Source organism: Mycobacterium sp., from assembly GCF_049278535.1.
Lineage (GTDB): Bacteria > Actinomycetota > Actinomycetes > Mycobacteriales > Mycobacteriaceae > Mycobacterium.
On sequence record NZ_JBAPMI010000117.1, the window covers coordinates 1 to 13,545 of the forward strand.

At 63.5% G+C, this 13,545-nt stretch carries 16 protein-coding genes; 5 read left to right on the plus strand and 11 right to left on the minus strand.

The window, feature by feature from the left end:
• From WAO18_RS07515 to trxA, 4 genes are all read left to right on the plus strand, one after another.
• On the plus strand, nucleotides 1-1,296 hold a 1,296-nt coding region (locus tag WAO18_RS07515), incomplete at its 5' end, for a thiolase family protein (protein WP_422205169.1).
• Nucleotides 1,297-2,164: 868 nt separating this feature from the next.
• Nucleotides 2,165-3,574, plus strand: a complete 1,410-nt coding sequence (lpdA, locus tag WAO18_RS07520) for a dihydrolipoyl dehydrogenase (RefSeq protein WP_422205171.1) — start codon at nucleotides 2,165-2,167, stop codon at nucleotides 3,572-3,574.
• A gap of 120 nt (nucleotides 3,575-3,694) precedes the next feature.
• Nucleotides 3,695-4,675 (plus strand): NAD(P)/FAD-dependent oxidoreductase, encoded by a 981-nt coding sequence (locus WAO18_RS07525; RefSeq protein ID WP_422205173.1) that lies wholly within the window; start codon nucleotides 3,695-3,697, stop codon nucleotides 4,673-4,675.
• Nucleotides 4,672-5,001 (plus strand): thioredoxin, encoded by a 330-nt coding sequence (trxA, locus tag WAO18_RS07530; RefSeq protein WP_422205175.1) that lies wholly within the window; start codon nucleotides 4,672-4,674, stop codon nucleotides 4,999-5,001. Before WAO18_RS07525 ends, trxA begins: the two co-directional genes overlap by 4 nt.
• 78 nt (nucleotides 5,002-5,079) lie before the next feature.
• Here trxA and WAO18_RS07535 read toward each other — a convergent pair whose 3' ends face one another.
• The 10 genes from WAO18_RS07535 to WAO18_RS07580 all read right to left on the minus strand — a co-directional run bounded on the left by WAO18_RS07535 (nucleotide 5,080) and on the right by WAO18_RS07580 (nucleotide 11,723).
• Nucleotides 5,080-5,571: a DUF421 domain-containing protein gene (locus tag WAO18_RS07535; protein WP_422205177.1), complete on the minus strand. Its 492-nt coding sequence runs from the start codon at nucleotides 5,569-5,571 to the stop codon at nucleotides 5,080-5,082.
• Nucleotides 5,572-5,843: 272 nt separating this feature from the next.
• The gene (locus WAO18_RS07540) at nucleotides 5,844-6,272 is read right to left on the minus strand and encodes a Rid family hydrolase (RefSeq protein WP_422205179.1); all 429 of its coding nucleotides are present in this window, start codon (nucleotides 6,270-6,272) and stop codon (nucleotides 5,844-5,846) included.
• A 213-nt stretch (nucleotides 6,273-6,485) separates the two neighbouring features.
• Nucleotides 6,486-7,001 carry a YkgB family protein gene (locus WAO18_RS07545; protein ID WP_422205181.1) on the minus strand — a complete coding sequence of 172 codons (516 nt, stop codon included), beginning with the start codon at nucleotides 6,999-7,001 and terminating at the stop codon, nucleotides 6,486-6,488.
• Between the two features lie 304 nt (nucleotides 7,002-7,305).
• Nucleotides 7,306-7,560, minus strand: coding sequence for a hypothetical protein (locus WAO18_RS07550; RefSeq protein WP_422205183.1), 255 nt, complete (start codon nucleotides 7,558-7,560; stop codon nucleotides 7,306-7,308).
• 160 nt (nucleotides 7,561-7,720) lie between these two features.
• Nucleotides 7,721-7,996 carry a DUF6510 family protein gene (locus WAO18_RS07555; RefSeq protein WP_422205184.1) on the minus strand — a complete coding sequence of 92 codons (276 nt, stop codon included), beginning with the start codon at nucleotides 7,994-7,996 and terminating at the stop codon, nucleotides 7,721-7,723.
• Complete coding sequence (locus tag WAO18_RS07560) at nucleotides 7,993-8,751, minus strand: ferredoxin reductase (RefSeq protein WP_422205185.1); 759 nt, start codon at nucleotides 8,749-8,751, stop codon at nucleotides 7,993-7,995. Before WAO18_RS07560 ends, WAO18_RS07555 begins: the two co-directional genes overlap by 4 nt.
• Before the next feature lie 8 nt (nucleotides 8,752-8,759).
• Entirely contained in the window at nucleotides 8,760-9,359 is a 600-nt protein-coding gene (locus WAO18_RS07565; protein ID WP_422205186.1) for a sulfite oxidase-like oxidoreductase, read from the minus strand.
• 21 nt (nucleotides 9,360-9,380) lie between these two features.
• On the minus strand, nucleotides 9,381-10,796 hold the full coding sequence (locus WAO18_RS07570; protein ID WP_422205188.1) for an NAD(P)H-quinone dehydrogenase: 1,416 nt from the start codon (nucleotides 10,794-10,796) through the stop codon (nucleotides 9,381-9,383).
• A 36-nt stretch (nucleotides 10,797-10,832) separates the two neighbouring features.
• Entirely contained in the window at nucleotides 10,833-11,300 is a 468-nt protein-coding gene (locus WAO18_RS07575; RefSeq protein ID WP_422205189.1) for a DUF5709 domain-containing protein, read from the minus strand.
• Nucleotides 11,301-11,333: 33 nt separating this feature from the next.
• Nucleotides 11,334-11,723: a four-helix bundle copper-binding protein gene (locus tag WAO18_RS07580; protein ID WP_422205194.1), complete on the minus strand. Its 390-nt coding sequence runs from the start codon at nucleotides 11,721-11,723 to the stop codon at nucleotides 11,334-11,336.
• Between the two features lie 476 nt (nucleotides 11,724-12,199).
• On the opposite strand from WAO18_RS07580, the gene WAO18_RS07585 reads away from it, so the two are divergent.
• Nucleotides 12,200-12,898 carry a sigma-70 family RNA polymerase sigma factor gene (locus WAO18_RS07585; protein WP_422205191.1) on the plus strand — a complete coding sequence of 233 codons (699 nt, stop codon included), beginning with the start codon at nucleotides 12,200-12,202 and terminating at the stop codon, nucleotides 12,896-12,898.
• Nucleotides 12,899-12,928: 30 nt separating this feature from the next.
• On the opposite strand, the gene WAO18_RS07590 is transcribed toward WAO18_RS07585, so the two are convergent.
• On the minus strand, nucleotides 12,929-13,545 hold a 617-nt coding region (locus WAO18_RS07590), incomplete at its 5' end, for a cytochrome c oxidase subunit I (RefSeq protein WP_422205192.1).

The following is a 13,545-nucleotide window of genomic DNA, read 5'->3' on the forward strand; positions in this document are numbered from 1 at the left end:
GCCTCCTGCCAACGGCTGCATGAGACCTTCCGATCCGATGCACGCGAAAGGGTGGCGATGACTGAGGCTTATGTTTTGGGGGGTGTACGAACCCCGTTCACTCGCTATGGCGGCACACTGTCGGGTATTCGGGCGGATGACTTGCTGGGTATGACGATGAAGGGCGCCTGCGACCGGCTCGGTGTGCCGCTCGGTGCTGTGGAAGACATCGTCGCGGGTTGCGTGAACCCTGCGCACGAAGGCATGGGCGACGTCGCCCGGTGGGCGGCGTTGGCTGCCGGATTTCCTGACACCGCGGCCGGTGCCACCGTGAACAGATTTTGCGGATCATCACTAAGCGCGGCGGTGACCATTAGCCACGCGATCAAGGCCGGCGACCTCGGCCTGGGTATCGCCTGTGGTGTCGAGTCGATGTCTCGATCGGGGTGGGCGTTGATGAAGGGTGACGCCGCGTTCAGTCCCCGAGGTCCGGTTCTCATGCTCGACACCATGTGGAGCGGCGCTGGAGGACCGCCGAACCCGGTGTTGCTGGCCCGCAACGCTTACATCAGCATGATCGAGACCGCGCAGAATGTCGCTGACCGCTATTCGCTGAACCGCAAGGAGATTGACGCCTTCGCACTGCGATCCCAGCAACACGCCAAGGTTGCCCGTGATCGAGGTCGGCTAGCCAAAGAGATTATGCCCGTGACGATCCCGGCGACCAAAAAGACAGCTGCCCGGCTGGCAGAACATGATGAGTTCATCCGGGATGACACCACCGCAGAGGTGCTGGCGGCTTTACCGGCCCAGCCCGGCACGTCCCAAATGACGGCGGCCAACTCCTCGCCTTTGAGTGATGGTGCCAGTGCGGTAGTCATCGCTTCCGGGGAGCGAGCCAGCGAACTCGGCGTCGAGCCGTTGGCCCGAGTGGTATCGAGTGCGGTCTATGGCATCGACCCCCTCATCATGGGCGTGGCCCCTGCATGGGCGATCCCGGCCGCGATCCGCCGGGCAGGACTTATCCCCGAGCAGATCGACGTGTGGGAGGTGCACGAGGCGTTCAGCGCCCAGGCGCTGGGGGTGCTGCGGGAATTGCCAAACCAGCTGGACGGTTTCGTGGTGCCCGATGACAAGCTGACACCCAATGGTGGCGCGGTTGCGCTCGGACATCCCTTTGGGGCCACGGGAACTCGCTATTTGTTGACGCTGGCCACCGAATTGGCTGAAAGAGGCGCCCGCTACGGGGTGATTGGGGTCTGTATCGGCTCGGGGCAGGCAGTCGCAGTGGTTTTGGAAAACGTTGGTGCAGAATAGAAGACGTATGCGCGTACACCGCCCCGAACCTTTCAAAAGCGATTTTGGTATGAGCAAATATGCCAATTGCGTGTCTGAGAACGATTGGACACCAACGCTACCCAGTAGCCCACCAGGAGTTCAGCGCACCTTTGCGGCTTGTAGGGGCGGCTCGACGCCCATTGGGCCAAGCTCGGATCTACATGACTCACTCGATGAGCGCATCGCCGACTCGCGGGTTCCTGTTTGCCCGTAGGTCATCGTCACCCGGGTGAATCGGTCTCATGGGTGATGACATCTCACCCGGCGCGGCAGCACGCTGAGAGTCGATAAAGCCGCCCGCCTGACCTTTTGGCCCGCGACGACGGCGAGGCAGCGGATCCATGGAAGGAGGCCTTTGATGCGCCCAGTGAAACGTGCTGGCGCCGGCCTCATTACCCGGACAGCGGCGGCTAGCGCCGCGATGACCGCTTCCCAACACGTAGAGATCGCGCTGACACGCCGGCCGGGAAGCGACCTGCCCGTACGCATCATGGAAAGGCTCACTGGCCACCCCGTGGCTGGCGGACCAGCCCGCATCGCTATGGGCCAAACGACGCAGAGCCTACTCGCAGCCTCGGCAGTGATCATGGCGCGCTTGATGTCACGAGTACCCGTCGTCGTTGCGATCGCCTCAGAGTCACTGTTTCTTGTAATGACCAATGCAGCCGTTGCGCGAATACTGAGTCTGGGCGACATGCCCTGGGCATGGTCACACCGCGACTTAGCTACCGACCTGACCCACAAAACATCACTGGCCAGTACGGCGGTGCTTCTCACCCGTGGTCAGCACGCCGTTGAGAGATGAACCGACACAGCCGCTTTACTCATCACAGGAAGGCACCGCGTGATGAGCACACCAGTCCCGCGCCAGTATGACCTGGTGGTCGTGGGCGCCGGCTCGGGCGGATACGTCGCTGGCATCCGCGCGGCCCAACTCGGCATGACCGTCGCGATCATCGAAGAACGCTACTGGGGCGGGGTCTGCCTCAACACGGGGTGCGTTCCGTCAAAAGCGTTGCTGCGCAATGCCGAGATCGCCTCCATCCTGACCCATCAGGCAGACGAGTTCGGTATCTGCGGTGACGTCCACCTCGACTACGCCCGTGCCGTGTCGCGCAGCCGCGAAGTCGCCGACGCCCGGGTCCGCGGCGTGCACTTCCTGATGCGCAAAAACAAGATTACCGAGATCGACGGCCGCGGCCGCTTCAGCGGCTCCCACACACTCGACGTACAGCTACGAGACGGCGGCACCACCAGCCTCCGCTTCGACAACGCAATCATCGCCACCGGCTCGCGGGTGCGGATGCTGCCCGGGGTAACCCTCAGCGACAACATTGTGACCTACGAAAAGCAGATCCTCGACGCAGCAATACCCGAGTCCATCATCATCATCGGCGCCGGCGGAATCGGCATGGAATTCGCCTACATCCTCAACAGCTATGGCGTCGACGTCCAAATTCTCGAGTACGCCGACCGCGCACTCCCAAACGAAGACGCCGACGTCTCAAAGGAATTGGCCCGCCAATACCGACGCCGCGGCATCCCCATCCAGACCAGCACCCGGGTGGACTCGGTGATCGACCACGGCGACCACATCACCGTCACCCACACTGACCGCAACGGCGACACCACGTCAGTCGACGCCGCCCGCGCGTTCATCTGTATCGGATTTTGCCCCAACGTCGAAGACCTCGGCCTCGACATGCTGGGCGTGCACCTCACAACAGGCGGGGCAATCGAGATCGACGACGACATGCGCACCTCGACTCCCCACATCTTCGCGATCGGCGACGTCACCGCCAAAGTCCAACTCGCCCATGTCGCTTCGGCCCAAGGAATCATCGCCGCCGAAACCATCGCCGGCACCCCGACCATGCCATTGGACTACCGCATGATGCCACGCGTGACCTTCTGCCAACCCCAGGTCGCCAGCTTCGGCTACACCGAAGACCAGGCCCGCGCCAGCGGCCGTAATATTCGAGTCGCCACGTTTCCCATGCAAGCCAGCGCCAAAGCGCACGGCCTGGGCGAACGGGCCGGCTTCATCAAACTCATCGCCGACGCTGCCCACGGCGAGCTGCTCGGCGCTCACCTCGTCGGCGCCGAAGTCAGCGAGCTACTCCCCGAACTGACCGCCGCCCAACTCTGGGACCTGACCGCCACCGAGCTGGCCCGCAACGTGCACACCCACCCCACGCTCGGCGAGGGACTGCAGGAATGCTTCCACGCTTTGACCGGGCACGCCATCAACCTCTGACAACACCGAAGGCAGGCACGCTTTGCCGCACGTCGCTCTCGAACCGGCCCACACCGCAACCGTCATCCGGCATGCACTCGGCGCCGGTCCGCGGTCACGCCAACGAATGGCCGCCGACTGATGGCCGACACAACCCGGATTCGTGATGTCATCGTCGTCGGGTCAGGCGCAGCCGGATACACCGCGGCGATCTATACGGCTCGGGCCGGGCTGGACACCCTTGTCATCGAAGGCCATGAGCCCGGCGGTGCCCTCGTGATCGCCGGGGACGTCGACAACTACCCCGGTGTCGGCCCAGTCGTCTCGGGTCCCGCGCTGGCCGACGCGATGCGCCGACAAGCACAACACTTCGGCGCCAAGTTACGCCCAGGCTACGTCGACAGATTTGATCTCGGCGACGAGCCCAAGACGGTCTGCGTACGCGATGGCCAGTACCACGGCCGTGCCCTGATTCTTGCTATGGGCTCGGCCCCCCGGCCCCTCAACGTGCCCGGCGAACGCAGGCTCCTCGGCCACGGAGTAAGCATCAGCGCGAAACGCGACGGCGCACAGTTCACCGGACGTGACGTCGCCGTCGTCGGCGGCGGCGACGGTGCCGTTGAAGAGGCGCTTCATCTTGTGCCGCTGGCCCGCCATGTGACCCTCGTCCACCATCGCCCCCGACTACGGGCATCAGCCATCGCCATCGCTCGCCTACGGGCACATCCCAACGTCGCGATCCTGACCTCCACCGAAGTGCTGGCCGTACACGGCGGCCAACACGTCACCGGGGTGCGCATACGCGACACGCGCCACGCCGGCGATACCACCATCGCGGTCGCGGCCGTCTTCGTCGCGGTCGGCCAGACGCCGTGCTCAGATCTCTTGATCGGATTCGTCGACCTCGATGCCGGTGGCCACATCCTGACCAAAGGCGATACGACCCGTACCTCCGCGGAGGGCGTATTCGCCGCCGGCGACCTCATCGACCGTCGCTACCGCCAAGCAGTCACCGCCGCAGCCAGCGGCTGCGCGGCCGCACTCGATGCCCAGCGCTGGCTGAGCCAACCGCACTGTCCCGCAATAGATTCCATTGCCACGAAAGGAAAGATCCCCTCATGACACCACAGCGGCCACTCACCGTGAGCGATGCCTCGTTCACCACCGATGTCCTCGAGAGCCCCACACCGGTACTGGTTGATTTCTGGGCCCCGTGGTGCGGTCCGTGTCGCGCGGTCGCACCGATCCTCGAACAGCTCGCGATCGACCACGGGGATAAATTGACCGTGGCGAAGCTTGACGTGGACGCAAACCCGCTGACTGCTCAGCGGTTTCAGGTGGCGTCGATTCCCACGATGATTGTCTTCAAGGACGGCATACCAACGACCCGCTTGGTGGGTGCGCGCGCAAAGTCGGCTCTGATCCACGAGCTTCGCGACTACCTCTAGACGAGCTGGTGCGGTGCTCGACGTGTCCGTTGCTCACGTCGAGCGTTAATGCCGCACCCGGGGGGGTCCGTGTTCAGATCACCGCTTCCGATCTGTTAACAGGATGGAGATAGCACCTTTGGCTTCGAAGATCGCGAGGTGAATACGATCGGCGCTTTCGTGTCCGTGTTGTCGTAGTACAGCCTCGAGATCGGCAATGGTTAGACCGCATCGACGCAGGTTGCGTCGGTCGATGTGTCCGTCGCGAATCAGCACTTTCAGAGGCGGATCGATGAAACGTCGAATCCCCGGAATGAAGCGCAATCTCGCTAGTACCGCGTGGGTGACAAGTAGGCAAACGAGCGCCACGGTTGCGTTGAGCCACGAGGTATCGCTGGCGGTGGCAGCCCGACCGACGATGGCTCCGGCGGCGACCGCAGCGATCCAGTCGAACGGCGCGAATTCGGCGAGGGTGCGCCGCTCCGTGAAACGAAATAGGACCGCGGCCGTGAGGAACAGGGTCGAGGTTTTGATGGCGGCATCGAAAGCACCTGGCGGGTCACCGATCAGGGCATGAAATATTCGATCCACGCGTGCCTCCGTTGCAGGGGTGAGTCATCGACTTTTGCGGCCCTTGGCCGCGGGCCATGTCCGGCGGCACTGGCCATGGATCAGGCAACCATCCTCGGCGTAGCCCGGCCGGTCCCAATGGCAACTGGAAGTGCGGATGCAACCTGCATCGCCATCACGCCGGCGGCCACACATCTAGACGCCGACAACCATTGTCAATCAACCCAATTCACCTAAGAAGTGCGTTAGGAGCCAGCATTGTCTGGGCTTACTTCGCGTCCTGGTACCGAGGTCTACTTGCTGCCGGGTCCGACGATGGCGATGACCTCGATCTCGACGCGCTGGCCGGGCAGTGCGAGCGCCTCGACGCCCAGCGCAGTCCACAGCGGCAGACTCTCTCCGAACCGCTTGCGGAACTGGTCCACCATCACCGACATGTGTTCAGCACCAATGGAATCATCGGCCGTGGGGACGTGGTAGGAGTGGACGTTCACGACGTCGCGCCAGCTGGCGCCCGCCTCAGCGAGGGTCTTTTCGACGTTGTCGCAGGCCTTTACGATCTCATCCTCCAGGGATGTGGCCGACAAGGTGAAGTCCGCGTCCCAGCCGCCTTGACCGGAAATCTCGATGCGATGGTCGATGCGTAGAGCTTGGCGGTAGCGGTTGCGGGTACGGGCGATCTCGCCGTATCCGGGGGTATCGAAGAATTCGGGGTTGGCCATGCGGGGGTTTCCTCTCATCGTTGGTTGTCGGTGACATGGTTGTTGCGATTGATGTGCTGTCCCGGCGCGAAACTTCAGCCATGCGCTCTTCTACGAATGTCGCGCCCAGTTCATTTCCTGCTTGCAAGATTTCACGTTGATGGCGGCGTATGACATCGAGAAGTGGCCGGACGCCGGCTTCCTCGTCACACGCAACTTCATCAGCGGGGAATGTCAGGCCGTCTTGGCGAGCGTCGCCCGCCTGCGGGTTGCGTCGATCGCGTCCGCCAGCAGCCACAGCGCTAAGCCGAGGTTCGCGATGTCCTTCATCAAAAACTCCCCGTCGGCGGACAAAACGGGAAAGCCACCGGCAGACGCCTCGCCGACGCCGGGGGTCGTGATCATGAAAATCAGCGTGTTCACGAAGAACAGCGAGGCGAATATGCCGCCCACCACGGAAGCCTTTGGGAACCACGGCTTGACGGCCAGCAGTGCTGCCACAATCAATTCTATTGATCCGTTCAATCGACCAAAGGCGTCGATGGACATGATGTTGTAGACCCAACTCAAGAAGGGGCTATTGGCCACCCAATGTGAAATGCCATGGGATTCATAGGAAGTGAACTTCATGGCGCCGAACCAGGCCAGGACTATGACCAGACCATAACGTGCCACGAGAGGCGCGATGTCGGTCGTTCGAGACTTTCCTGGCCCATCAGTCATCGTTGCTGTGGCCTCATGATTCAACATGCGGTCTCCCTTCTGCGTATCTCGTTGCACCGCCACAGCCCCTGCCGAACTCGCAATGCCTCCGTCGTCAACGCAAGTTGGTCGAGAAGGTGGTCCGGGCGTTGGCGGTCGCGGCTCAGATCAACGACCACTATCGGTGCGCATGGGGTGAGTTGTCGTCATCCAGGCGTGCAATTCACCCGGGTGAGAGGCCGACGAGAAGACGGATCTGCGGTGCAGATTCTCGACCATGGCGCGGTCGAGGCGAGCGGGCCAATGGGGTCGACGCCCCCCAGGACGCCGCAATTCTGCCCGTGCCGACCCGTCAGTTCTCATTGCCTCCCAATGTGGTTGGGGTTTCGCCTCTGATGGTGGCGATGGCCGCCGCGTCCTCCACCGCGACCTGGTTGGCGGCACGCAGTACAGCGCGCACGTCGCCGGTGGGTATGACCGCAGCGCCGGAGGCGTCGGCGAAGACGTGGTCGCCGGGTCGGACCGCCACCCCGGCGACCACGACCGAACGGTTCGCCTCGTACGGATGACGGCGTCGCCGCCCGCCCGCGTTGTTTCGCCCCGGCACGCCGGGAAGTAGGAGATGGTCACGGCGGGGCCGAAGAGCCGGCGACCGGGTGTCGGGCTCACCAGGTCGAGGAGATGACACCGATGTTGGTGCCGTCGCCCCATTGCGTCCACGATGTCGGCGGTGCGCACGCGACCGGCGAGTGCGTCGAGGGACTCCATCAGGGGGCAGGGATCGGGACACGCCAGGACTGGGCGCCGTGGAAGTCGAGCCACACATCGGTGGGCGTTTGCACCAGCCGGGCCAGGACGTGGTCGCAGCCCGGGCAGCGCACCACGATGCCGGGCCCGCGGTGATAGACGTGACTCTCGGCGAAGGCCCCGGCGCGACCACATCCCGCGCAGGTCAGCGTCGCGGTGGTGACATCGAATCCCAGCACGTCCGCGAAGGCACCCGCGGCCGCGTTACCGTCGACGTGCGTTGGTTCGGTCATCATTCCTCGTTCCTGGATTGGTTGCTCGGCCCGAACCGCTCGGTCCGGATAGCTGACGGCTGATGCCCTTGCTCGATCAGGTTCTCGGTCACCGATTCCACGAATCCTGTTGGGCCGCAGACGTAGACACGTGTGCCATGATCGGGCGTCCACCCCGTCGGCGCGAGGTCGCGGTAGCCAACCCGGCCGGGCGGCCTGGCGGTCTCTGGTGTGGCCGTACGGGTGTAGGCCAGCGCGACCTGCAGCCAGCCACATTCGCGCTCGAGCCGGACCAGCTCCTGGGCGTAGAACACGTCGGCGGGACTGCGCACCGAATAGACCAGCCGAAAGTCGGCGCTGCCGGCCGTTACCCGCTGTCGCAGCATCGCCATCAACGGCACGATTCCCGATCCGCCGCCGACGAGCAGAACCCGAGCCTCCTCGTCCGGCCGCCAGACGAACCAGCCGCCGATGGGTCCGCGAAGTTCGATCTCGTCCCCGGCGGGAACCTCAACGAGGTAGGGCGAGACCTCCCCGTCGGCGATCCGCTGCACGGTGAGTTCGATGCGTTCACCGTCGACCGGCCTGCTCAATGAGTAGCTGCGTTGCGCGCTGTACCCATCTTCAGCAGTCAGCTTGAGGTCAATGTGCTGGCCGGCCAGGTGGCCGTTCCAGCCCGGCACGGTTAGCCCAATCGTTTGCGCCGACGCGGTCTCGGGTTCAGAGTCCACCACACGCGCGACCCGCCAGGGCAACTTCGGTTTCACGCCGATGTCCACAGCCGTCGTCAATCCCCGGCGTAGCGTTGTTCTTGCCACGGGTCGCCGTAACTGTGGTAGCCCAACCGCTCCCAGAAGCCCGGTGCGTCGCTGTCGCGCAGCTCAATGGATCTCACCCACTTCGCGGACTTCCAGAAATATAGGTGCGGCACCAGCAGCCGTGCCGGGCCGCCGTGCACAGCGCTAAGCGGTGCACCCTCGTACGCGTAGACGATCCAAGCCTTCCCGCCGAGAAGGTCGCCCAACGGAAGATTAGTGGTGTAGCCGCCGTAGGAACCGACCAGTGCGAACCCGGCAGTGGTATCGGTCGATTCGAACAGTGTGTCCAGAGAAACGCCTTCCCACTTGGTATTCAGCTTGGACCAAGTAGTGACGCAGTGGATGTCGACAGTGAGCCGCTCGCTGGGCAATAGCTTCAGCTGGGCCCAGGTCCATACGTGCTCGGCGCCACGCGCGTCGCGGATGGTGAACCGCCAGCGATCGAGATCGATCTTAGGAGTTGGTCCTGCTTGCAGGACAGGGAAGTCCGCGGTCAGATGTTGGCCGGGCGGCAACTCGGGGGCCGATTCAGCGCGACGTCCGCGAAAGCCTTTGTTGACGATACTCATTGGTGCTCCGTGTCGAAGAGATTAGTCCAGATCATCGTGGGCTATCAGCCGCCGGGCCGCCTCGGTGATCGAGCCCGACAGCGACGGGTAGACGGCGAACGTCTCCGCCAGCTCGTTGACCGTAATGCGGTTCTGCACGGCCACCGCGATAGGCAGGATCAGCTCCGAGGCAATCGGGGCGACCACCACACCGCCGATCACCACGCCGGTGGCGTGCCGGCAGAAGAGCTTGACGAAGCCGTGACGCAGCTCCGACATCTTGGCGCGCGCATTGGTTTCCAGTGGCAGCATGATGGTCCGGGCCAGCACCGAGCCGTCGTCGATCGCCGACTGCGGAACACCGACCGCCGCGATCTCGGGCCGGGTGAACACTGTCGCCGCGACGGTGCGCAGGCGGATCGGGCTGACGGCCTCCCCCAGCGCGTGATACATCGCGATCCGGCCCTGCATCGCGGCGACCGAGGCCAATGGCAGTAGGCCGGTGCAGTCCCCGGCGGCGTAGATACCAGGCACCGATGTCCGTGACACCCGGTCCACGGTCAGGTAGTCGCCCGGGCCCAGGTCGATGCCCACCCGCTCCAGGCCCAGGCCACCGGTGTTCGGCACCGACCCGATGGTTATCAGGGCATGGCTACCCTCGACCGCGCGGCCATCGGTCATCGTTATCAGAACCCCGTCGTCGGTACGTGTGACCGATTCAGCGCGGGCGTTTTTGACCAGCCGGACCCCGCGTTCGGCGAACGACTCCTCCAGCACCAACGCTGCGTCGGCGTCCTCGTATGGCAACACCCGGTCCCGGCTGGCCACCACCGTCACCGTGACACCGAGTTCGGTGTAGGCACTGACGAACTCGGCGCCGGTGACACCTGAGCCCACGACGATGAGGTGGTCGGGCAGTGCAGCCAGGTCATAAAGCTGGCGCCAGGTCAGGATGCGCTCGTCGTCGGGCTGCGCCGACGCCAGGACCCGCGGGCTGGCGCCGGTCGCGATCAGTACCACGTCGGCGTCTCGCACCGTAGTGGTGCCGTCCGGCGCGGTCACCTTGATGCAGTGGCGCGCCAGCCCGGGCGTGGCGTCCAATAACTCACCGCGACCGGCGATCAGGTCGACGCCCATGCTGAGCAGGTCGGCGATGATGTCGGCGGACTGGGCGGCGGCCAGCATCTTGACCCGCTGGTGGATTTCCGGCAACGAGATCTTGGCGTCCGCGATATCCAGGTCGAAGCCCAGGTGCGGGGCACGGCGCAATGCGGTGCGCAGCCCGGTAGAGGCGATGAACGTCTTCGACGGCACGCAGTCGCACAGCACGGCCGCACCGCCGACACCATCGGAGTCCACGACGGTAACCTGGGCCATCTCGGGACCGTGTGCGGCGGCCACTAGTGCCGCCTCGTACCCGGCCGGGCCCCCGCCCAGGATCACAATGCGGGTCACCACAGCTCAAACCTCACCAACTGGCCGGACGACCGGTCATCAAAGACGCCATCCCCCAGCGGGGTTGGTGTCTTCATCGGGGACGATGTGCATGGCGGCTTCCTCGGCCGAGGCGGCGCCGCCGTCAATGCCGACGTCGTGGGCAAGGTAATCCGTAGCAGGATCCGTAGGGTCGACGTCAAAGGCGACGAGCCGACCTGCGCGCATGTCACCGACCTGATCGTCGATTCGCTCACCATCGCTGTCGGCGCTATCACCAATTCCGTCGCCATCCCACTGATCTGTCACGTCGGGCACCTCACGGGCCAGTCGGCGCGCCAGACTTTCGTGGGTGCGCGCTTCCCTCGTGGTGAGACCCCACGCACGCAATTCACGCGGGCGTTCCGGTGGTGAGTACCCTTCGTCGAGGTCGATGCCAGTCTGTTCGGAGTCCAGGCTTTCTTCTGGTTCGAGCAGATGGGCCTGCACGTCGTCGTATTCAGAAATCCCCATCAACGCCGTCTCCATTCTGTATCTGCAAGGTCACACTCGGTGGTTGTCTCACCCGAGTGCCTCAACAAGGTCGCGGCAGGCCCAATCACAACGACGGCATACCTCGGCGCACACGCGGCAATGCTCGTGTTTTGGCGCATGCTTGTCACACTCGTCTGCGCTTGTCTTACAGGCCGTCGCGCATGTTTCAAGGACCGTCCTAGTCAGGTTGGCGTCGTAGTCCGTGTGCCGGGACAGAACGCGGCCGGTCGTCGAGCAGACATCCGCGCAATCAAGGCAAGTACGCACGCATTTGGTTAAGTGATTGACGTCCTCTTCACTGAGGCAGGCGTCTGCACACGCTGTGCAGGCTTGGTCGCATTCAATACAGGCGTCGATACACGCGACCAGCTTCGCTATATCGATCCGGCCTAGATTTCGTGGATAGGTCTCCAGCATTCTCCTGGCGGCGCTCACTATGTCCTCCTTGTTCTAGGCGATGGCTGTCTCACACAACAGAACACGGTTGCGCGGATGTAGACGTTAAGAGCATGGCGCGCAAAGGGGTGAAGTGTCGTCGCCCTCCTCCGTCACTCACCCGGGTGATAAACGACAGGCGAATCGTCAAGACCGGTGGCTCGGGCCGGCAAGTTCACGACGGCAGTCGATGCCCGCGCTGTTCGACGTTGAGTTCGTGGGAATGGCGCGTGCGCTCACCCGGATGAATTGCCTCGGCGGGTGATGACCACTCGCCCTGCGGCGGTGGATGCTGGCCCCAGAACGGCAAGCGGAGGTTTTTGTGGAGTCGAAGAAATACTGTACCTGCGGTCGTGGCTGCCTGACGCGGGAAAGAGCCGCCCAACCTAATTGCGCGCCAATATTTTTCGCGATAGCGGGGACATAGCGTGAGTCGCGTGTGCGCGGAACGTACAAACGTGCCAGACGATCCGGTGAGCGCTCAATTTGAAAGCGCCCTTATTCCGCTCCTTGAGCCTCTCTATTGGCAAGCTCTTCGGATGACCTCGAATCGAGCGGATGCGGAGGATTTGGTGCAAGAAACAGTGCTCAACGCCTATGCCGGTCGTCGGGCATTCGAGCCAGGAACGAACCTCGCAGCATGGCTGCGGCGGATCATGATCAACACCCATATCAGCAGCTATCGGAGGCAAAAGCGCCGTCCCGCACAGCATCCGGCTAGTGAGATCACCGATCAACAGCTAGTGGCCACGGCCTCACGCACGCCTGGGGGTCTTCGGTCGGCCGAAGAGCAGGCACTCGAAATGCTGCCAGACCCCCACCTCAAGGCGGCAATGATGGCCTTGCCTGAGCAGTTTCGCACCGCCGTGTATTTTGCCGACATTGCGGGATACTCCTACAAGGAGATCGCCGAGATGACGGACACCAGGCAAGGAACCGTGAGTTCAAGGCTCAACCGCGGCCGAAAACAATTGCGGGATTTACTAATCGACTCGCCAGTCAACTATTCCGCCAAGACAATAGACGAGGCCCCGAGCCGAGCAACCCAACAGCGGACCGCCGTCAAGGACGGGCCAGGCGCGGGTATCAAGCTCATGCGACTCGGTCGGGCGATCACGACGCATGATGAGCAAAACGAGAGCGCAGCGCACCCGTAGGGTTTCCCCATCGTTGGCCTGGAGTGGTCGTTATCGCTTGCTGGCTCGTGTGCGCAGGAAGTGGGCCTCGCTGCGCAGCCGCTCAATCATGTGCGGATAGTGCAGTTCGAAGGCGGGCCGCTCAGAGCGGATGCGGGGCAGTTCGGTGAAGTTATGCCGCGGGGGTGGGCTGCTGGTAGCCCACTCTAGGGAGTTGCCGTACCCCCATGGATCGTCGACCGTGACTGGTTCACCGTAGCGCCAGCTGCGGAACACGTTCCATACAAACGGCAGCATCGAAACCCCTAGGATGAACGCTCCGATCGTTGAGACGACATTGAGCGCGGTAAACCCGTCGGTCGCCAGGTAGTCGGCGTAGCGGCGTGGCATCCCCTTATTGCCGAGCCAGTGCTGGACCAGAAATGTCGTGTGAAACCCGATCAGCGTCAGCCAGAAGTGCAACTTGCCCAGCCGTTCGTCGAGTAGCCGCCCGGTAATCTTGGGAAACCAGAAGTACACCCCGCCGTAGGTGGCGAACACGATGGTGCCGAACAGCACGTAGTGGAAATGGGCGACCACGAAATAGGTGTCGGTGACGTGGAAGTCGATCGGCGGGCTGGCCAACAGCACACCCGATAAGCCGCCGAGCAGGAATGTCGCCATAAAGC

Excerpts from the sequence above, each read along its gene's own strand:
- lpdA (WP_422205171.1), top strand. The coding sequence starts at position 2,165 with ATGAGCACACCAGTCCCGCGCCAGTATGACCTGGTGGTCGTGGGCGCC.
- WAO18_RS07525 (WP_422205173.1), top strand. The coding sequence starts at position 3,695 with ATGGCCGACACAACCCGGATTCGTGATGTCATCGTCGTCGGGTCAGGC.
- trxA (WP_422205175.1), top strand. The coding sequence starts at position 4,672 with ATGACACCACAGCGGCCACTCACCGTGAGCGATGCCTCGTTCACCACC.
- WAO18_RS07540 (WP_422205179.1), bottom strand. The coding sequence starts at position 6,272 with ATGGCCAACCCCGAATTCTTCGATACCCCCGGATACGGCGAGATCGCC.
- WAO18_RS07545 (WP_422205181.1), bottom strand. The coding sequence starts at position 7,001 with ATGTTGAATCATGAGGCCACAGCAACGATGACTGATGGGCCAGGAAAG.
- WAO18_RS07555 (WP_422205184.1), bottom strand. The coding sequence starts at position 7,996 with ATGATGACCGAACCAACGCACGTCGACGGTAACGCGGCCGCGGGTGCC.
- WAO18_RS07565 (WP_422205186.1), bottom strand. The coding sequence starts at position 9,359 with ATGAGTATCGTCAACAAAGGCTTTCGCGGACGTCGCGCTGAATCGGCC.
- WAO18_RS07575 (WP_422205189.1), bottom strand. The coding sequence starts at position 11,300 with ATGGAGACGGCGTTGATGGGGATTTCTGAATACGACGACGTGCAGGCC.
- WAO18_RS07580 (WP_422205194.1), bottom strand. The coding sequence starts at position 11,723 with ATGCTGGAGACCTATCCACGAAATCTAGGCCGGATCGATATAGCGAAG.